Source organism: Mucilaginibacter dorajii (assembly GCF_024808255.1).
GTDB classification, from domain to species: Bacteria; Bacteroidota; Bacteroidia; order Sphingobacteriales; family Sphingobacteriaceae; genus Mucilaginibacter; species Mucilaginibacter dorajii.
In genome coordinates, this window is record NZ_JANTYS010000044.1 from 1 (window position 1) to 19,631 (window position 19,631).

General features: G+C 43.3%; 18 protein-coding genes. All 18 read left to right on the forward strand.

The window, feature by feature from the left end; translation table 11 throughout:
• Positions 1-206: 206 nt before the first annotated feature.
• The 18 genes from FHS10_RS28965 (at position 207) to FHS10_RS29050 (ending at position 19,524) form a co-directional block, all read left to right on the forward strand.
• Positions 207-1,739, forward strand: a complete 1,533-nt coding sequence (locus FHS10_RS28965) for a TolB family protein (RefSeq protein WP_259097711.1) — start codon at positions 207-209, stop codon at positions 1,737-1,739.
• A gap of 136 nt (positions 1,740-1,875) precedes the next feature.
• Positions 1,876-2,784, forward strand: a complete 909-nt coding sequence (locus FHS10_RS28970) for a sugar phosphate isomerase/epimerase family protein (RefSeq protein WP_259097713.1) — start codon at positions 1,876-1,878, stop codon at positions 2,782-2,784.
• Positions 2,785-2,952: 168 nt separating this feature from the next.
• Positions 2,953-3,507 (forward strand): gluconate 2-dehydrogenase subunit 3 family protein, encoded by a 555-nt coding sequence (locus FHS10_RS28975; RefSeq protein ID WP_259097714.1) that lies wholly within the window; start codon positions 2,953-2,955, stop codon positions 3,505-3,507.
• A gap of 3 nt (positions 3,508-3,510) precedes the next feature.
• Positions 3,511-5,226, forward strand: coding sequence for a GMC oxidoreductase (locus tag FHS10_RS28980; RefSeq protein ID WP_259097716.1), 1,716 nt, complete (start codon positions 3,511-3,513; stop codon positions 5,224-5,226).
• 175 nt (positions 5,227-5,401) lie between these two features.
• Entirely contained in the window at positions 5,402-7,081 is a 1,680-nt protein-coding gene (locus FHS10_RS28985; RefSeq protein WP_259097717.1) for a GMC oxidoreductase, read from the forward strand.
• A 22-nt stretch (positions 7,082-7,103) separates the two neighbouring features.
• Complete coding sequence (locus tag FHS10_RS28990; protein WP_259097719.1) at positions 7,104-8,534, forward strand: Gfo/Idh/MocA family protein; 1,431 nt, start codon at positions 7,104-7,106, stop codon at positions 8,532-8,534.
• A 151-nt stretch (positions 8,535-8,685) separates the two neighbouring features.
• Positions 8,686-9,258: a gluconate 2-dehydrogenase subunit 3 family protein gene (locus FHS10_RS28995; protein ID WP_259097720.1), complete on the forward strand. Its 573-nt coding sequence runs from the start codon at positions 8,686-8,688 to the stop codon at positions 9,256-9,258.
• A 292-nt stretch (positions 9,259-9,550) separates the two neighbouring features.
• Entirely contained in the window at positions 9,551-10,702 is a 1,152-nt protein-coding gene (locus FHS10_RS29000; RefSeq protein ID WP_259097722.1) for a Gfo/Idh/MocA family protein, read from the forward strand.
• Positions 10,703-10,711: 9 nt separating this feature from the next.
• Positions 10,712-11,764, forward strand: coding sequence for a sugar phosphate isomerase/epimerase family protein (locus tag FHS10_RS29005; protein WP_259097724.1), 1,053 nt, complete (start codon positions 10,712-10,714; stop codon positions 11,762-11,764).
• A 448-nt stretch (positions 11,765-12,212) separates the two neighbouring features.
• Positions 12,213-13,466 (forward strand): MFS transporter, encoded by a 1,254-nt coding sequence (locus FHS10_RS29010; protein ID WP_259097727.1) that lies wholly within the window; start codon positions 12,213-12,215, stop codon positions 13,464-13,466.
• A 174-nt stretch (positions 13,467-13,640) separates the two neighbouring features.
• Positions 13,641-14,057: a c-type cytochrome gene (locus tag FHS10_RS29015; RefSeq protein ID WP_259097730.1), complete on the forward strand. Its 417-nt coding sequence runs from the start codon at positions 13,641-13,643 to the stop codon at positions 14,055-14,057.
• Between the two features lie 160 nt (positions 14,058-14,217).
• Positions 14,218-15,108, forward strand: a complete 891-nt coding sequence (locus FHS10_RS29020) for a hydroxypyruvate isomerase family protein (protein ID WP_259097731.1) — start codon at positions 14,218-14,220, stop codon at positions 15,106-15,108.
• 51 nt (positions 15,109-15,159) lie between these two features.
• Complete coding sequence (locus FHS10_RS29025) at positions 15,160-16,035, forward strand: sugar phosphate isomerase/epimerase family protein (RefSeq protein WP_259097733.1); 876 nt, start codon at positions 15,160-15,162, stop codon at positions 16,033-16,035.
• 16 nt (positions 16,036-16,051) lie between these two features.
• Positions 16,052-16,822: a 3-keto-disaccharide hydrolase gene (locus tag FHS10_RS29030; RefSeq protein WP_259097734.1), complete on the forward strand. Its 771-nt coding sequence runs from the start codon at positions 16,052-16,054 to the stop codon at positions 16,820-16,822.
• Positions 16,823-17,873: 1,051 nt separating this feature from the next.
• The gene (locus FHS10_RS29035; RefSeq protein ID WP_259097736.1) at positions 17,874-18,656 is read left to right on the forward strand and encodes an NIPSNAP family protein; all 783 of its coding nucleotides are present in this window, start codon (positions 17,874-17,876) and stop codon (positions 18,654-18,656) included.
• 78 nt (positions 18,657-18,734) lie between these two features.
• Positions 18,735-18,917 (forward strand): ATP-binding protein, encoded by a 183-nt coding sequence (locus tag FHS10_RS29040; RefSeq protein ID WP_259097737.1) that lies wholly within the window; start codon positions 18,735-18,737, stop codon positions 18,915-18,917.
• A gap of 76 nt (positions 18,918-18,993) precedes the next feature.
• On the forward strand, positions 18,994-19,098 hold the full coding sequence (locus FHS10_RS29045) for a cell wall metabolism sensor histidine kinase WalK (RefSeq protein ID WP_259097739.1): 105 nt from the start codon (positions 18,994-18,996) through the stop codon (positions 19,096-19,098).
• An 87-nt stretch (positions 19,099-19,185) separates the two neighbouring features.
• Positions 19,186-19,524, forward strand: coding sequence for a response regulator transcription factor (locus FHS10_RS29050; protein ID WP_259097740.1), 339 nt, complete (start codon positions 19,186-19,188; stop codon positions 19,522-19,524).
• The last annotated feature ends 107 nt before the right edge of the window (positions 19,525-19,631 follow it).

The window sequence follows — 19,631 nt, forward strand, 5'->3', positions numbered from 1 at the left end:
TTGCTGAGAAATTCAACGAAAACAGATAAACATGGAGCCAATACGTTGCAAACATAGAGGCCGCATCATTTGAATTATGATACGGCCTCTTTTTTACTTTACACCCGGCATTATGTTAAAAAAGTATTATTCTAATTGGCAACAGATTACATACCTTAGTGATACCAATTAATAGTGTAATTTAAACACCAGTTAAATTCTAAACCATGCGTATTAAAGTGACCTGTTTTGCAGTAAGCCTGCTATGCTCTGTTCTTTTTAATGTAAAGGTGTATGCCCAGGGTATCGGGATTTTTGATGGTCAAACCGATGTAGGTACGGTTAAACACGCGGGCAGCGCACAGTATGATGCCAAATTACAGCAATATCACCTCACCGGATCGGGCCAAAACATATGGACTACGCATGACGACTTCCATTTTGTATGGAAAAAGATGAAGGGTGATTTCATCCTCCGTACCAATGCCGCTTTTATAGGTAAAGGTGTGGAGTTACACCGCAAAGTAGGCCTCATGATCCGCAGTACGCTTGATTCGAACTCAAAACATATCAATGCCGTAGTTCATGGAGATGGCTTAACCTCGTTGCAATACCGCAAAACGGTTAGTGGCGTTACCGAAGAAAAGAAATCAAGTATTACCGCCGCCGATGTGATCCAGTTGGAGCGCAAGGGCAATACCTATACCATGTCGGTAGCGCGCAAAGGCGATTTGTTTGTAAACGAAGAAGTAAGCGATTTGGATTTAGGTGATGATGTTTACGTGGGCATCTTCATCTGCTCACACAATGCCGATGTAAGCGAAAGCGCCACATTTAGTAATGTAAGGATTGTAGTACCCGCGCCTGCCGACCTGGTGCCCTACAAACAATACCTGGGTAGCAGTATCGAATTGCTGGATCTGGAAACGCAAAATAGTACCATCATTTACCAATCGCCCCGCTCATTACAGGCACCTAACTGGATGAAGGATGGTAAAAGTTTGATCTATAACAGCGAAGGCTCGTTATATAAATATGACCTTAAAAGCAATACCCCATCGGTTTTAAACACCAACCCGGCAAAAAACAACAATAACGATCATGTGCTTTCCTTTGATGGTAAAATGCTGGCCATTAGTAGTGGTGATGCTGGTCCGTCAATTGGGTACACGGTATCGGCTGCCGGTGGCGAAGCTAAAAGGGTATCAGTTTTAGGTAAAGGGGCAAGCTACATGCACGGTTGGTCGCCCGATGGTAAGTACATTGTGTTTTGCGGCGAACGTAACAAAGAGTTTGATGTGTACCGCATACCTTCAGAAGGCGGCCCCGAAGAGCGCTTAACCAATACACCCGGCCTGGATGATGGCCCTGAGTATACACCCGATGGCAAGTACATCTACTTTAATTCGGTACGCAGTGGCCTGATGCAGGTTTGGCGCATGAAGGCCGATGGTAGCGAGCAAACCCAGATCACTAATGATGATTATAACAACTGGTTCCCCCATATATCGCCCGATGGCAAATGGATAGTATATATTACCTTCTTTAAAAATGAAGTAGCCCCAGGCGATCATCCTTTTTACAAACACGTATTTTTAAGGGTAATGCCGGTAGGTGGTGGCCCATCAAAAGTGGTGGCCTATTTATACGGCGGCCAGGGCACTATCAATACCCCATCATGGGCACCCGATAGCAAGCATTTGGCTTTTGTAAGTAACTCTTTAGAAGAGTCAAAAATCAAGAGTCAAGATAGAAAATAAATCAACTTAACATATATAGCAAGATGATAAGAATTATAGAAAGGAGATTTCTGTTTTGTACGAATAACTTCTATCTTGACTACTAATTATAAATCCTGTCTTAATTCTTGATTCTTAACTCTTGATTCTTAATCTTATGACCACACGCAGATCATTTTTAAAAACCGGTGCCCTTGCAGTTGCAGGCGCGGCCTTGTTACCTGACAATTTATTTGCATCGCAAAAAAAGTTGCAAAGAGTAGGGGTACAGCTTTACAGTGTACGTGACGCCATGAAGCTTGATCCGAAGGAAACGCTTAAAAAATTAGCCGACGCGGGTTATCACCATGTGGAACATGCTAATTATATCGACCGTAAATTTTATGGCTTCCCGGCGAAAGAGTTTAGAAAAATTCTTGACGATCTGGCGCTGAAAATGCCAAGCGGCCACACCGTGATGACTACCCAACACTGGGACGAATCGAAAAATGATTTTACCGATGCCTGGAAATATACCATTGAAGACGCTGCCACCATGGGCCAAAAATATGTGATAAGCCCATGGCTTGACGAAAAAGTACGCACCGATATGGATGCCCTTAAAAAAGCCATGGAAAGGTTTAATAAATGCGGCGAGTTGTGTCAAAAATCCGGGATGAAGTTTGGTTATCATAACCACAACTTCGAGATCAGCACTAAAGTTGGCGATATTACCCTGTATGATTATATCATTCAAAACACCGATCCTGCTTTAGTTGCACAACAAATTGATATTGGCAATATGCTGAGTACCGGCGGGCACGCGTTGGATTTTATCAATAAATATCCCGGCAGGTTTGAATCAATGCACGTGAAGGATGAGATCAAAGTACCACCCCATGATGGGGATGATACCGAAAGCTGCATTTTGGGTCAGGGTATTATGCCGGTGAAAGAAATAGTAAAAGCGGGCAGCAAAAAAGGCGGTACATCGCTTTTTATCATCGAACAGGAGGCATACCAGGGCAAAGATCCGGTTGAGAGTGTAAAAATTGATTTACAAATCATGAAAAAGTGGGGTTATTAACCCGATAACAGTAACTTACCCGGGCTTACATTTTATTTTTAAAGCGTTAGTTTTAAAAGGTAAAATTATTAAGTTTGAAAACCGTTTATAAACAAACAAGCTCATATTTAAAATTGCCTGTAAAACACCACAGATAGTTTAAATAGAATACTAAAACAATTTAGCGCAATGCACAGGCGTACCGCGATCAGAAATCTGGCTTTAATTATTGGGGGCGCTGCCTTATTACCTGCCTGTATGCAGGAGAAAGGCAAAGCAACCGTGGCTCTCAAAAATGTTGATATCAATGCCGAACAGGAGACGTTGGTAGGCGATATTGCCGAAACTATTATTCCAAAAACAAACACGCCTGGTGCAAAGGATCTTGATCTGCATTTATTTGTGCTGAAGATGCTTGACGACTGTTATAAAAAAGAAGAACAGCAGAGTTTTATGACCGGTATGGCTCAGTTTACCGATGCCGTTAAAAAGAAATACAATAAAACCTTTGCCGATTTGCCGGTAAAACAGCGCGAAGAAATGTTATTAGGCATCGAGGCAGATAAAGATCCTAAAAGTACCGCTTTACCTAAGGAGCTGAAAACGTTTTACGGCATTATAAAAGGCCAAACAGTTAACGGCTACACCAATTCAAAATATTTTATGACCAAACAGGTAGTTTATGAACTGGTACCAGGCAGGTACAATGCACGCTTTCCGTATAAACAAAAGCAATCAGCATAAATAATGGCCAATTTAAATATAGATAACGTAAAGGACAGAACATTTGATGCCATCGTTATAGGTTCGGGCATGAGTGGTGGCTGGGCTGCAAAAGAACTCACTGATAAAGGCCTTAAAACATTGATACTGGAACGTGGGCGCGATGTAAAACATAACATTGATTACCCCACTACCAATATGTACCCCTGGGAGTTTGAGCACCGCGGCGAAATGCCGATGGCTGTTCAGGAGGCAAACCCCATTGTAAACCGCTGTTACGCTTTTGGCGAAGATGCCGCTCATTTTTTTGTGAAAGATAATGACCATCCTTATGTACAGGAAAAGCCTTTTGATTGGATTCGCGGTTACCAGGTAGGCGGTAAATCCCTGCTATGGGCACGCCAAACCCAGCGCTGGAGCGATTTTGATTTTGAAGGTCCCGCCCGTGATGGTTTCGCGGTTGATTGGCCTATCCGTTATAAAGATATTGCGCCATGGTATAGTTATGTGGAGAAATTTGCGGGTATCTCTGGCAACAAAGACGGCCTTGCCGAACTGCCCGATGGCGAGTTTTTACCTGCTTTCCCTTTAAACACTGTCGAAACTTATTTTAGCGAACACGTTAAAAATAAATACAGCAACCGCCACGTAATAAGTGCGCGTTGCGCGCATTTGTCAAAACCCAACCAAATCCACCTGGATCAGGGCAGGGTACAATGCCAGAAACGTACGCTTTGCCAGCGTGGATGCCCGTTTGGTGGTTATTTTAGTGCCAATGCTTCTACTATTCCCTGGGCTTTAAAATCTGGCCATGCTACCTTGCGCCCGTTTTCGGTTGTGCAGGAAGTTATTTATGACGAGAAATTAGGTAAAGCTACCGGTGTGCGTGTCATTGATACCAATACTAAGGAAGCGATTGAATATTTTGCAAAGATCATTTTTGTAAACGCCGCGGCCTTAAATACCAACCTGGTTTTATTAAACTCAACCTCAAACCGTTTCCCTAATGGTTTAGGTAATGATAGCGGTGTACTGGGTAAATACGTTGCTTTTCATAATTATTCGGCACATATTAATGCCGAGTATGATGGCTTTAAAGAATGGACTACCGACGGCCGTAACCCGGCCGGTGGCGGATATATTCCACGTTTCCGCAACGTGTACAAACAGGAAACTGATTTTTTACGTGGTTATGCAAGCGGCTTTAGCGCTTATCGCTACCAGCAACGCCCCTGGGATGGTGTTGGCAGTAGCTTAAAAGATAATTTAGTAAAAGATGATTTGAGCGGTTGGAAAGTAGGATCGCACATGATGGGCGAAACTATTCCTAAAGAGAGCAATTATGTTGCCCTTGATAAAACATTGAAAGACCAGTGGGGCATCCCGCAGTTAAAGATCTCGGTTGATTATGATGATAACGACGAGAAAATGAAAAAGGATTATATTGAGCAGTTAACAGAAATGTTTACCACCGCGGGCTTTACCAACATAAAAGCCAGCAGTGACCACCGTGCGCCGGGACTTGATATTCACGAAATGGGTGGTGCCCGCATGGGTAATGACCCTAAAACATCTATATTAAATAAATGGAACCAGATGCACGCCGTAAAAAACGTGTTTGTAACCGATGGCGCCAGCATGACCTCAACCTCATGCCAAAACCCATCCCTTACCTACATGGCCTTCACCGCCCGTGCAGCTGATTACGCGGTGGGGGAAATGAAGAAGGGGAATATATAGAAGAAGCCCCCTAACCCCCTAAAGGGGGAACTTATACCGCCCACTCCCCCTTTAGGGGGCCGGGGGGCTTATTGTGTAAAAAAAACACAATGTAATATTTGTAAAATAATTTTTATTCATACATTTAACGGAGTAACCAAGTAGTAAACAATTTTTTAAAATCTAATATAATTTTATGTCTGCAAACACTTATGACGCAATAGTCATTGGCTCAGGAATTTCAGGCGGGTGGGCTGCCAAAGAACTAACAGAAAAGGGTTTAAAAACCATTATGCTGGAGCGCGGTCGTAACATCGAGCACATTAAAGATTATGTAAACGCCAATAAAGATCCCTGGGAATTCCCGCACAGGGGTGGCCGTACCCAAAAAATGATTGACGATTACCCGGTTTTAAAGCGCGATTATCCGCTTAACGAGGTAAATCTTGATTATTGGGCAAGCGATAAAGATAGCCCGTATACGGAAACAAAGCGTTTCGACTGGTTTCGTGGTTACCACGTTGGTGGCCGCTCATTAATGTGGGGCAGGCAATCATACCGCTGGGCCGATGTTGATTTTGAAGCTAACCTAAAAGATGGTATCGCTGTAGATTGGCCTATCCGTTATAAAGATATAGCGCCATGGTACAGCTATGCCGAAAAGTTTGCAGGTATCTCCGGTAACAAAGATGGTTTAGCCATATTGCCCGATGGCGATTTTATGCCGCCAATGGATATGAACGTGGTTGAAAAAGACGTTGCCAAACGCTTAAAAGACCATTATAAAGAAGCCCGTGATATGATCATTGGCCGTACCGCCAATATCACTGTACCACATAATAACCGTACTAATTGCCAGTACCGCAACAAATGCTGGTTAGGTTGTCCGTTTGGTGCCTACTTCAGCACACAATCTGCTACTTTGCCGGCTGCTATGGCTACAGGAAACTTAACCGTTCGCCCATGGTCTATCGTTACCAAAATTTTGTACGATAAAGACACCAGGAAAGCCAAAGGCGTTGAAGTGTTAGATGCCGAAACCAACCAAACTTACGAGTACTTTGCCAAGATCGTGTTTGTAAACGCGTCTACCATTAACTCGGCCTGGATCCTGATGAACTCTGCAACAGATGTTTGGGAAGGCGGTTTGGGCAGCAGCAGCGGCGAGCTTGGTCATAACCTGATGGATCACCACTTAGGTGTGGGCGCATCTGGCCGTTACGAAGGTTTTGAAGATAAATATTACTTTGGCCGCAGGGCTAATGGTTTCTATATTCCACGTTTTGCTAACCTGGGTGGCGATAAACGCGACTTTATCCGTGGCTTTGGTTACCAGGGTGGTGCAAGCCGCGAAGGTTGGAGCCGCGACATTGCCGAACTGAACGTAGGTGGTGCCTTTAAAGATGCCCTTACCGAGCCAGGTTCATGGCAGGTAGGTATGGGTGGCTTTGGCGAAACCCTGCCTTATCATGAAAACAAGGTAACCCTTGATAAAACCAGGAAAGATAAATGGGGACTGCCGGTTGTAGCTATCGACGCCGAGTTGAAAGATAACGAGAAAAAGATGCGTATAGCTATGGAAGCCGAAGGCAAAGCGATGCTGGAAGCAGCAGGCGTTAAGGATGTGCAAACACACAGCACCAATCCGTTCCTTGGTCGTGGTATTCACGAAATGGGTACCGCGCGTATGGGCCGCGATCCTAAAACATCGGTACTTAACGAGTGGAACCAGGTTTGGGATGCCAAAAACGTATTTGTTACCGATGGCTCGGCCATGACATCGGCTGCATGCCAAAACCCATCATTAACTTATATGGCATTAACGGCCCGAGCCGCCAACTATGCTGTTGAGGCTTTAAAGAAAAACGAAATCTAATTCAATAACAAACACACTACCTATGTCTGAAGAAAAAGATCAAACCACTCCAAGCCCGTCAAGGCGGGAGTTCCTTAAAACCACTACCGTAGCTGCCGCAAGCTTCATGATCGTTCCGCGCTTTGTATTAGGCGGAAAGGGGTTCATAGCCCCAAGCGATATGCTGAATGTTGCAGGTGTTGGTGCCGGCGGTAAGGGGCAGAGTGATATTGCCAATTTTGCAAAAAGCGGTAAAGCTAATATCGCTTTTTTATGCGATGTTGACGATAGGAGAGCAGCCAAATCAAGAGCAGCGTTCCCTAAAGCTAAATACTACAAAGATTGGCGCGAAATGTACGATAAGGAGCACAAAAATTTTGATGCCGTATCAGTTTCAACCCCCGATCATAACCACGCTATTATTGCCTACAATGCCATGAAAATGGGTAAGCACGTTTACGTGCAAAAACCTATGACACATGATATCTGGGAAGCACGTTTACTAACCGAGGCTGCAAAGAAATTTAAAGTAGTTACACAAATGGGTAACCAGGGATCATCAAACGATGGTACCCGTTTATTATCTGAGTGGTACGATGCCGATTTAATTGGCGACGTACATACGGTATACTGCTGGACAAACCGCCCGGTATGGCCGCAAGGCATCCAATGGCCAGCGCCAGATCCAAACATTCCGAAAGAACTGGATTGGGATCTGTGGTTAGGTACTGCGCCTAAAAAAGATTACGTAGATAAACTGGTGCCGTTTAATTGGCGCGGATGGTGGGATTACGGAACCGGCGCTTTAGGCGATATGGGCTGCCACTTGGTTGAAGCACCTTTTAGGGTATTGGGCATACAGTATGCTAAAGATGTACAGGCCAGCGTAGGCAGTGTGTATGTAGATGAGTTTAAAGAAGGACACTTCCCTGAAAGCTGCCCTCCATCAAGCCACATTACATTAACATTCCCTAAAACAGATAAAACTAAAGGTGATGTTACCCTGCACTGGATGGACGGCGGTATTCAGCCTGAAAGACCGGAAGAATTGTTGGCCAACGAAGACTTTGGCGGCGAACAGGGTAACGGAACATTATTTATTGGTACCAAAGGAAAAATGTTTGCGAGTACATATTCTGATGCACCTACTTTATTGTCTAAAACACTGACCAAAGATGCAAAAGCGCCTCAGAAATGGGCTCGTGTACCTGGTGGTGCCGATGGTCACTACGCGCAATGGGTTGAAGGCTGTATTGCAGGTTACGGTAAAACAGAACTAAGCTCGTCATTTGACAAAGCTGGTCCGCTTACCGAGGCATTGCTGATGGCAAACCTTGCTGTACGTGGTCATGAATTGAATGGTGGTCGTATTAAATTGGTTTGGGATAACAAACTGATGAAGGTTACCAACTTTGATGATGTTAATAAATACATTAAACGTAACTACCGCGAAGGTTTTGAACTGAAAGCGTAGTTTAATTATTGAATTATTGAGTTATTGAATTATTGATTGATGAATGCTTGCATTCCTTAATCAATAATTCAAATTGATAATTCGATCACACCAGAAAGAAAAACTTTTTAATTCAATAATTCATTAATTCAATAAATCAATAATTAACTAAATGAATAGAAGAGACGCGATAACCAGGGTTGGTTTGATCCTGGGGGGCACGGTGATAGGAGCCGAGTTCTTTATGTCGGGATGTAAATCATCAACATCTGCATCGGGTGTGGCTGATTTATCCAAGCCAGAAATTGTTGCCTTCCTTGATGAGGTAGGCGAAACCATTTTGCCTGCAACAACCACTCCGGGCGCGAAAGCTGCCGAAATTGGCAAGTTTATGGGTGTGATGGTAACAGATTGTTATACCGAAGCAGATCAGAAGATCTTCTTAAAAGGTATCTCTGACCTGGATGAAGCCAGCAATAAAAAGTTTGGTAAAAAATTCATGGAGGCTGATGCAAAACAGCGTACTGAATTATTGACCGCTCTTGATGCTGAGCAAAAAGCTTACACCAAAACTAAAAAACCTGAGGATCCTAACCATTATTTCAGGATGATGAAGGAATTAACCCTGCTGGGTTTCTTTACCTCAAAACCGGGTGCTACCCAGGCCTTACGCTACATTGCGGTACCGGGTAAATACGATGGTAACTTCCCATACAAAAAAGGCGACAAAGCCTGGGCGACCTAAATATTGGTTTGGGGTTGATTGGGTTGAGTAAGTTGGATTGAGTTGATTAGGTTGTATTGAGTTGAATAAGTTGTATTAGGTTGAAGCGGATTGGAGAAGTTAGATAAGTGGTTTGTTTGGTTGAAAAAATAATAAACAGCAATGTTTTGAAAAATCGACTCAAATCATCAAATTTACCTCACTCAATCGATTGTAATCTAATTTAACTAATCAACTCAATCCAACCTAATCAACTCAATCTAACTTAACCATCCCAACTTAATCAACCAATCAACTCAACTTAACAAAAACAATGAAATTAAGATTAGGAATGATCGGCGGCGGTCAGGGTGCTTTTATTGGCGCTGTACATAGGATTGCCGCACGTATTGATGACGAATATGAATTGGTTTGTGGCGCTTTTAGCAGCAATGCCGAAAAATCAAAAGCAAGCGGTGTATTATTAGGCTTATCGGCCGACCGCGTTTATACTTCGTACACCGAACTCATCGAAAAGGAAAAACAACTGCCAGAAGATCAGCGCGTACAGGTGATTAGTATTGTAACACCAAATCACGTTCACTTTGATCCAGCCAAAGCCGCTTTAGAAAACGGTTTTCACGTTGTTTTAGATAAACCCATGACTTTCTCTTTGGCCGAAGCCAAGGAACTTGAAAAAGTGGTAGCGGCAAGTGGTAAACTGTTTTGCTTAACCCACACCTACACCGGTTACCCTATGGTGAAGGAAGCTAAACAACTCATCAAAGCAGGAAAATTAGGCGCTATCCGTAAAGTATATGTCGAATATCCGCAAGGTTGGTTAAGTAGCTTTTTAGAAGGTGACGATAACAAACAAGCCTCATGGCGTACAGACCCGGGTAAAAGCGGAATTGCAGGTGCGATGGGCGATATAGGTACCCACGCCTTTAACCTGGCAGAGTATGTAACTGGTTTGGAAGTAACACAGATCTGCGCGGATATCAATGTGGTCGTTCCCGGTCGCAAATTAGATGACGACGGTGCTGCGTTACTAAAATTCAACAATGGCGCAAGTGGTGTGCTTACGGCCACCCAGATTGCTGCCGGCGAAGAAAACAATGTAAAGATTAGGGTATACGGTGAAAAAGGCGGATTGGAATGGCACCAAAGCGATGCCAACTCATTAACGCTCATGTACACCGATAAACCGATGGAAGTATGGCGCACAGGCGGTGGTTATACCAGCTCTTTCGCGCAGCACAATACACGTACACCGGCCGGGCACCCAGAAGGTTACCTGGAGGCTTTTGCTAACTTGTACCGCAACTTTGCTTTAACCGTAAAAGCTGGTTTGGAAGGTAAAGAGGCAACCGCCGAAGAGCAGGACTATCCTGGCATACAAGAGGGCGTACGGGGTATGGCATTTATTGAAAACGTGATTGCATCGGGCAAATCAGATAAAAAGTGGACGGAGTTTACCATCTAACAAAAAACTATGAAAACCATTAAAGGACCTGCAATATTTATAGCTCAATTTATTGGCGATACCGCACCGTTTAACAGCCTGGACAACATCTGCAAATGGGCAGCCGGGCTGGGTTATAAAGGCGTGCAGCTGCCAACATTGGATGATCGTTTTATCGATCTGCAAAAAGCTGCCGAAAGCAAAACCTACGCTGATGAGGTAAAAGGCATTGTTAACAGCCACGGCCTGGAGATTACCGAACTATCAACACACCTGCAAGGGCAGTTGGTGGCGGTAAACCCTGTTTATGATGAGTTGTTCGACGGCTTTGCGCCCGAAAACCTGCGTAAAAACCCAACTGAGAGACAAAAGTGGGCCGTGCAGCAATTGAAATATGCCGCACAGGCATCAAAAAATTTAGGTTTACAAGCATCTGTTACTTTTAGTGGCGCGCTGCTTTGGCCCATGGTTTATCCATGGCCGCAGCGCCCTGCCGGTATTGTTGAAACTGCATTTGAGGAACTGGCCAAACGCTGGACACCTATTTTAGATGTTTACGAAGATAACGGTATCGACCTTTGCTACGAGATCCACCCGGGAGAAGACCTGCATGACGGCATCACTTTCGAAATGTTTTTGGATAAGGTGAATGGCCACAAACGTGCCAACCTGCTTTATGACCCCTCGCACTTTATATTACAGTGCCTGGATTATTTAGAATACATCGATCTGTACCACGAGCGCATCAAAATGTTCCATGTAAAGGATGCCGAGTTTAATCCCACCGGACGCCAGGGCGTTTACGGTGGCTACCAAAACTGGGTTGACCGTGCTGGCCGCTTCCGTTCGCTGGGCGATGGACAGGTTGATTTTAAACAGATATTTAGCAAGCTAACACAATATGATTTCCCTGGGTGGGCTGTGCTGGAATGGGAATGCGCTCTTAAACACCCTGAAGACGGTGCCCGCGAAGGCGCAACGTTCATCAAGGATCATATTATCCGCGTAACCGAACGCGCGTTCGACGATTTCGCCGCATCCGGCGCAGATGACACGTTGAATAGGAAAACGTTGGGGATATAAAAGATTTGAGACTTACGGAGTTTTCAAAACTTCGTAAGTCTTGATTTGCGCCGTGCCAACTAACCAAGGAACGACTCACCCGGTCGAGGCTACGCCCGACCACCCTCTCTTCGGCAAGCCGCAAAGAGGGTTTGGGAATAGAAAATAAAAGGCTTTTACCCTCTATGCGGCTTTAGCCGGAGAGAGGGTCGGCCAGCGAAGCGTTGCCGGGGTGAGTCGTCGACGCTGTACAGAGAACCTGCATAGTTCGCGATTGCTTCTTGCCTCGCAATAACATGATGTAATATACAAAATAAGTCATCCCGAATTTGTTTCGGGACCCCACATGCAAAGTGTATGACAGGCAGGATGGGCCTTGCGAATGGGTTGCTGAAACAAGTTCAGCATGACGACGGGTAACTTTTTTAAAAGACGAATTAACTAATTATCATAACCAAATTAAACTTAAATGCAAACTATTAATCGGGCACAGCTTTTCAGGGCCAGTTGTTTATCACTGCTGGTAACCTCATTATCATTTGGCATCCGTGCCGGTATCCTTGGCGATCTTGGTGTTAAATTTCAATTGAACGCCTCGCAATTAGGAACCATAACGGCAACCGCTTTCTGGGGGTTCCCGTTGGCCGTAGTTATCGGTGGCGTTATAGTAGATATTATAGGTATGAAACGCCTGTTGTTACTGGCATTTATATTTCACCTGGTAGGCATTTTACTTACGGTATTCGCCACCGGGTATTGGACGTTATTTATCTCAACCCTAACCATTGGGATAGCAAACGGTACTGTTGAGGCAGCTTGTAACCCGCTGGTAACATCATTATATACCGAAAACAAAACCACCAAACTAAGTCACTTCCATTTATGGTTCCCGGGGGGTATTGTAATAGGAACTTTAATTGTTACTTTATTTAAAATGATAGGGCTTAACTGGCAGGTACAGGTAGGGGTAATGCTTATCCCAACCGCTATTTACGGTTACCTGTTCTCTAAGCTGGATTTTCCGGTTACCGAACGGGTGGCCTCCGGCGTTTCAACAGCGGGTATGTACAAAGCAGTGCTATCGCCACTATTTATATTTATGTTCATCTGTATGTTTGGTACAGCCATTACCGAATTGTTTACCGGCCAATGGATTGATGTATTATTAAAAAACGTTACTGATAACGCCTTGTTATTATTGACTTTAGAGACCGGCGTTATGGTATTGGGCCGCGCGTTTGCAAAGCCTATATTGAAGCTATTCTCACCACAGGTGGTGATCTTAATGTCGACTATTGTTGCAGCATTAGGTCTTTACATGTTAAGCACTTTACATGGTGATATCATCTTTTTAGCTGCTATTATATTTGGTATGGGCGTATGTTTCTTTTGGCCAACCATGCTGGGCTTTGTATCAGAAAATATTCCGAAATCGGGCGCGCTGGGTATCAACTTAATGGGTGGTGCCGGTATGTTCGCGGTTTCTGTATGGACAGTGATTATGGGCAAGTACTATGATAACATCGTAGCATCTAAAATGGCAGTGTTACCCGCAGGTACAGATCCTGCCAAAGCTTTGGAACAAGCCAAAAGCCTGGCCGGTCCGGATGTATTGCATTTTACACTAACTATACCGTTGGTATTGATAGTAGCTTTTACAGGATTGGTATTTTACATGCGGGCTAAGAAAAAAACTGATCCTTTAACTGCTGTAGTTGTTTAAATGAGGTCTTTTTTTAGAATAAAATTGTATTTTTCGCCTTAATTATCAACACAATTAAAAAACGGTATCATCCATTAAAATAATAACTTAAAACAGGCTTTGTTTTGATGGGTTATATTGATCAACCAACAACATTAACGCCGGCTTATCCCCGGCAAAAAGAAAATTATTACTATGAAGAAGGCATTTTTTATTCTTGGCGTTTGTGCAGTATTATCAGCTTGCGGTGGCTCGGCAGGCAGCAAAGGTGGCAGCGATAGCAGTGCGGCTAAAGCCGATGCTGATACCGTTGTAGCCAAAACCGGTGCTGAAGCGGCAGGTGGTTCTGCCGGATCTGCAGCGGGCGAAAAATTGTTGGCAGCAAATGATTGCGGTACCTGCCACAAGGTAGATACTAAAGTTATTGGCCCCGCATTCCAGGACATTGCCAAAAAGTATGATGCTTCAGAAGCAAATATCGATATGCTCACCAAAAAAGTAATTGCAGGTGGCAGCGGTAACTGGGGTACTATGGCTATGACAGCTCACCCTGGTTTGGCTGAAGCTGACGCTAAAGAAATTGTAAAATACATCCTTTCGCTAAAAAAATAATTGAATTTATTTAGCGAAATAAAACTCCTGTAAACAAGATTATAATAAAGCCGGCGACCTTTCTGCTGGCTTTATTTATCGCTTTGTTTTTTTAAAATTACTGGCCCAAAACTACTATTGCTTAGTACCTGAGTAAGTCTTTATCATAATAAACATAACCATGGCATCAAATCAAAACAGACGATCAGCTATCAAAAATATAGTTGCAGGTACCGCGGCCATTACGGCTTCGGGTATGTTATCGTCTTTTAAATCCGGAGAAAAAGAAATGAATGTTGATACCGCTTTAAAAGGTAATATTAACCATGCCGTTTGCCGCTGGTGCTATGGCGATATTTCGGTTGAGCAGCTTTGTATTGCTGCCAAAGATATTGGCATTAAAGGGATCGACCTGGTTGGTCCGGCTGATTGGCCTACACTAAAAAAATACGGGCTGTACTCATCCATGTGTAACGGTGCCGAAATTAACCTTACCGATGGTTTTGGCGATAAAGAGTTTCATGCCCAGTTGCACAAAAACTATAGCGAGATGATCCCTAAAGTTGCAGCCGCCGGTTATAAAAACCTCATTTGCTTTAGCGGCAGCCGCCGAGGTAAGGATAACGAAACCGGTTGGAACAACTGTGTGGAAGGTTTAAAACCCATGGTTGAACTTGCCGAAAAACATGGCATAGTACTGGTAATGGAATTGCTCAACAGCAAAATAGACCATAAAGATTACCAATGCGATAGGGTAGAGTGGGGTGCCGAACTTTGCAAAAGGTTAGGATCCGAACATTTTAAACTGCTGTTTGATATTTACCACATGCAGATTGATGAGGGCGATGTGATCCGTAACATCCGCACTTATAACCAATACATTAACCATTATCATACAGGTGGTGTGCCTGGTCGTAACGAAATTGATGACAGCCAGGAGCTGTATTACCCGGCTATTATGAAGGCCATTGTGGCAACCGGGCATAAAGGTTTTGTTGCGCAGGAATTTATTCCGAAGCAGCCAGATCACATCGCGTCGTTGCGTAAAGCGGTACACATTTGTGATGTTTAAACCTTTGGGTATAAATATCATCCAAACACAACACTAACTAAACAGAAATACATGACAACCAGGAGAACATTTTTAGCACAGGCCGGTCTGCTTTCGGCAGGTGTTATGCTGGCACCACAATTACTATCGGCAAAAACAAAGAACGGCGCGGGCTTACAATTGTACAGCTTGCGCGATCAGTTGCCTTCCGATGTAAAAGGAGTGATTGGCAAGGTTGCTAAAGCAGGGTATAAAGAAGTTGAAACCTTTGGCTACAATAAAGAAAAAGGCTACTGGGGTTTACCAAGTAAGGATTTTGGTAAATTACTGAAAGATAACGGCCTGAGCAGCCCAAGCGGCCATTACGGTATTGATTCGTTTTTAGGCGAAAGCAAAACCGAAGAGCTTAACATGTACATGGAAGTAGCCAATACCATTGGTCAAACCTATATCATTATCCCAAGCCTTAATCATAACCTGATCAAAACGGTAGAAGATTGTAAGCATGTTGCCGACAGAATGAATAAGGCTGCCGAGATTTGCAAAACAGCAGGTTTAAAATTAGGCTACCATAATCACAATTTTGAGTGGGCACCAGTTGGTGATACTACTTTTTACGATGTGGTATTAAACAGCACCGATCCTAAACTGGTAAATATGGAAATGGACCTGTACTGGGTAGTACGTGCCGGGCAGGATCCTATCGCGATTTTCGAAAAGCATCCGGGCAGGTTTAAATTTGTACATATTAAAGACAGGGATAAAACTAACCCTAACCTGAACACCGAGATAGGCACTGGTGATATCGATTTTGTCAAAATTTTAAGTAAAGCTAAATTGGGTGGTGTTGAACATTTTATTGTTGAGCAGGAAAACTACACCAATATTGACCCTTACGTAAGCATTGCCAAAAGCGCTGCTTATTTGAAAGGTACCCTTCACATCTAACAAAACCAATTATAAGATGAAATATTCAATTATATTAACAACCATTTTAGCCGGAAGCTTTTTTATGGCTAACGCGCAAAACGCGAAACCAGAAGATACCGAGATTTGGGATCCGATCCCGAAAGCTGTAGTACCAGGTAAAGTATTGGGCGATGCCCCATCTGATGCCATTGTTTTATTTGATGGCAAGGGCCTTGACCAATGGGTTGATGTAGAAACCCAAACACCTGCCAAATGGCTGGTTAAGGGCGATATCCTTACCGTAAATAAAGCTACAGGCAACATTGAAACCAAACAAAAATTTACCAATTATCAGTTACACCTGGAGTGGCGCGTACCGGCATCTATTACCGGTAGTGGCCAGGCCCGTGGTAATAGTGGTGTGTTTTTAGCATCAATAGGTAAAGGCGATGCCGGTTACGAATTGCAGGTTTTAGATTCATACAACAACAAAACCTATGTAAATGGTATGGCGGGTAGCTTGTACAAACAAGTGATCCCATTGGCAAACCCGGGCCGTAAACCAGGCGAATGGAACGTATATGATGTAGTTTGGACAGCCCCGGTGTTTAACCAGGATGGTACCTTAAAATCGGCTGCACGTGCTACCGTATTTTTTAACGGCGTGTTGGTTGAAAATAACTTTGAGTTGCTTGGTCCAACCCAGTACATTGGCAAACCATCTTACGAAGGTAAAGCTCATGGTCCGTCGCCAATTAAACTACAAGCCCACGGTGATAAAAGCGAGCCGCTTAGTTTCCGTAATATTTGGGTAAGGGAGTTGTAATAAACACGATCTACACCCCGTCATGCTGAGTTATAAAATCCCGCGGACTCTGAAGGTGAAATGACGCAGATCGCATGGCGGCGAAGACTCACCCGCTAACGCTACGCGCGGCACCCTCTCTTCGGCTTCGCCGGAAAGAGGGGTTTGAAGATTTTTGGTATTCATATTCCTTGTAATCAATTGATTAACTATTAAAACCCCTCTTTCCACCGCAGGTGAAGAGAGGGTGGCGGGCGAAGCCTCGCCGGGTGAATCTTAGCCAGCGTTTAAAGCCAATGTTTGTGTAAAGTACAATACGTCATGGGGAGGAACGAAGCAATCGCGAACTGTGCAGATTCGCCCTGTAGCGTATGAGATTGCTTCGTTCCTTATAATGACGTGATTGTAAGCTATTGATTATCAAATATATTTTTTTTGTAGAGACGCAATATTTTGCGTCTCCCGCTACACAGAGCGGATTTGTGAGATTTTAAATTTGCGTGTTGCATTTGCACGCGGGAGACGCAAAATGTTGCGTCTCTACACAAGCGCGTTAACGATGTCATCACTATTTTTTTCAGTTGCGCCTGATGGTTACTCGCAATGACATGGTGGACTTGCCATGGGTAGGCGCGAAGCATCTTTTTCACTATAAAAGTCGGCAATTAGCAGGACGAAGAAGATCCTTCGTCCCTCAGGATGACAAACACTTTTACAAATCGTCATTGTTTAACAAAGCAATGACGATTTTTTATTGGTATTCTTCAAGGTTTTAAAATAGTCGATAGTGTTCCTCATAGCCCTCGCTTTTAAAACTTAAACTGGTAAGAATTTGGCTAAAGCCATGTTTTGTTATTGCTATAATCCGTTGGCTGAAGCCAAACGGCAATGAATTTAATAAACGATTTAAATAACGTTAAAAATTCATTGCCGTCCCATTTATAGGGCGGAATGAAAGTAATAAAAGAGATGGCTTTAGCCAAAAACTGCCTTGTAATTTTAAAAGCGATTTCTCTGACAAAGCCCTAAAAAATACAGGATTTGAAATTATATTTACAAAATTTTATTCGCCATGAAAAATACACCTACCTGGTTAATCACATTGTTTTTAAGCTTTATGCTTTTCACCTTAAACCTTTCGGCATCGCCCAAAAGGTATTATTATGAACTTAAAATTTATCACTATAAAACTTACGAACAGGAAGGCAGGATAGAACGTTATTTAAAAGATGCCTATCTGCCTGCCCTGCACCGTGCAGGTATCCCCAATGTGGGTGTGTTTAAACCTGTAAAGCAGGATACTGCCGATATGCGTATTTACGTATACACACCTTTTACCTCATTAGATAAATGGACAAGCGTTGATAAAAAGCTACAGGCCGATACCAAATTTTTTGCAGATGGTGAAGATTACCTTAATGCCGATTATAAAGAGGCACCTTATGCCCGCATGGAAACTTTAATATTGCACGCTTTCCCGGGTATGCCTGTGCCGGCTGTTCCGCAGCTTACCGGGCCAAAGGCCCAGCGGGTGTATGAATTGCGCAGCTATGAAAGCGCTACCGAAAAATACAACTATAATAAAGTACGCATGTTTAACGATGGCGATGAGATAGGCCTGTTTAAACGCCTTGGTTTTAACGCTGTTTTTTACTCCGAAGTGGTATCTGGTTCGCATATGCCCAACCTCATGTACATGACTACATTCAACAGTAAGGATGATAGGGACAAACATTGGGATACCTTTGGCAAAGATGCTTACTGGAAAAGCCTTTCGGCAAAGGCTGAGTATCAGAATAATGTATCGCATGTAGATATTTATTTTCTATTCCCAACCGATTATTCTGATTATTAAACCTCGTTAAAACAAATTGTAAACCGGTAGGTTATAATGTACTTTTATCTCAAAATATGCAGCAAACAGGACAGGTGTATGCTGAGAGGGAAAGGCTCAGGGCAGGTATTGGTCAATTTAATTAGTAACGCTCTAAAATATTCGCTGCATACAAAAGATATCATCGTTGATACCCGGTTAAACAATAACGAGGTAATAGTAAGCGTTCAAGATTTTGGAATAGGTATTTCAAACGAGAAGCAGCAAAAGGTTTTTGAGTAGTTTTATCATGTTTGCGGCGCAAACGCTGCATACTTTTCCTGGTTTAGGCCTTGGTTTGTAGATATCATCAGCGATCATGAAGCACGAGGAGGGGGGTATTTGGGTGGATAGTGAAGAGGGGAAAGAAGCGATATTTTATTTTGCACTCCCCGTGCAAAAGCCCGAAAACTTTAACGGTTAACATTAAAGAAACAATTACTGTACAATTTACAATTATAGGCTTGATTTTTGTGGAGGAGGAAATAGATTGGGAAATACAAAAAAGATCATGATTGCGGACGATGATCCGGGAATTGTGGATGCAGTTGAAATTATTTTAGATTTTGAAGGTTACGAGGTTTCGTCGACAGTGAATGGCGCGACCGTTTTAGATATGACATCTGAATTTCCGGACCTTCTTTTGCTTGATATCTGGATGTCGGGATCGGATGGTCGCGATATTTGCCGCGAGCTTAAGCACCGTGCAGATACCAAGGACATTCCTATTATCATGATCTCGGCCAGTCGCGATATTGAACTCTCGGCGTTTGAAGCCGGTGCCGATGATTTCCTGGCCAAACCATTTGAAATTGATGATCTTTTAGGAAAGATTAAGAAGTTGCTGTAAAAAGAATTATAAAAATCCCCTCTTGAGAGTAATGGCGCTAACTTAGTTAGTTTATTTGTACTTTTTATACTTTCCTGCTTTGGTTTTTCTCGCATAATGCCTGTCGT

Excerpts from the sequence above, each read along its gene's own strand:
- FHS10_RS28965 (WP_259097711.1), top strand. The coding sequence starts at position 207 with ATGCGTATTAAAGTGACCTGTTTTGCAGTAAGCCTGCTATGCTCTGTT.
- FHS10_RS28970 (WP_259097713.1), top strand. The coding sequence starts at position 1,876 with ATGACCACACGCAGATCATTTTTAAAAACCGGTGCCCTTGCAGTTGCA.
- FHS10_RS28975 (WP_259097714.1), top strand. The coding sequence starts at position 2,953 with ATGCACAGGCGTACCGCGATCAGAAATCTGGCTTTAATTATTGGGGGC.
- FHS10_RS28980 (WP_259097716.1), top strand. The coding sequence starts at position 3,511 with ATGGCCAATTTAAATATAGATAACGTAAAGGACAGAACATTTGATGCC.
- FHS10_RS28985 (WP_259097717.1), top strand. The coding sequence starts at position 5,402 with ATGTCTGCAAACACTTATGACGCAATAGTCATTGGCTCAGGAATTTCA.
- FHS10_RS28990 (WP_259097719.1), top strand. The coding sequence starts at position 7,104 with ATGTCTGAAGAAAAAGATCAAACCACTCCAAGCCCGTCAAGGCGGGAG.
- FHS10_RS28995 (WP_259097720.1), top strand. The coding sequence starts at position 8,686 with ATGAATAGAAGAGACGCGATAACCAGGGTTGGTTTGATCCTGGGGGGC.
- FHS10_RS29000 (WP_259097722.1), top strand. The coding sequence starts at position 9,551 with ATGAAATTAAGATTAGGAATGATCGGCGGCGGTCAGGGTGCTTTTATT.
- FHS10_RS29005 (WP_259097724.1), top strand. The coding sequence starts at position 10,712 with ATGAAAACCATTAAAGGACCTGCAATATTTATAGCTCAATTTATTGGC.
- FHS10_RS29010 (WP_259097727.1), top strand. The coding sequence starts at position 12,213 with ATGCAAACTATTAATCGGGCACAGCTTTTCAGGGCCAGTTGTTTATCA.
- FHS10_RS29015 (WP_259097730.1), top strand. The coding sequence starts at position 13,641 with ATGAAGAAGGCATTTTTTATTCTTGGCGTTTGTGCAGTATTATCAGCT.
- FHS10_RS29020 (WP_259097731.1), top strand. The coding sequence starts at position 14,218 with ATGGCATCAAATCAAAACAGACGATCAGCTATCAAAAATATAGTTGCA.
- FHS10_RS29025 (WP_259097733.1), top strand. The coding sequence starts at position 15,160 with ATGACAACCAGGAGAACATTTTTAGCACAGGCCGGTCTGCTTTCGGCA.
- FHS10_RS29030 (WP_259097734.1), top strand. The coding sequence starts at position 16,052 with ATGAAATATTCAATTATATTAACAACCATTTTAGCCGGAAGCTTTTTT.
- FHS10_RS29035 (WP_259097736.1), top strand. The coding sequence starts at position 17,874 with ATGAAAAATACACCTACCTGGTTAATCACATTGTTTTTAAGCTTTATG.
- FHS10_RS29040 (WP_259097737.1), top strand. The coding sequence starts at position 18,735 with ATGCTGAGAGGGAAAGGCTCAGGGCAGGTATTGGTCAATTTAATTAGT.
- FHS10_RS29045 (WP_259097739.1), top strand. The coding sequence starts at position 18,994 with ATGAAGCACGAGGAGGGGGGTATTTGGGTGGATAGTGAAGAGGGGAAA.
- FHS10_RS29050 (WP_259097740.1), top strand. The coding sequence starts at position 19,186 with ATGATTGCGGACGATGATCCGGGAATTGTGGATGCAGTTGAAATTATT.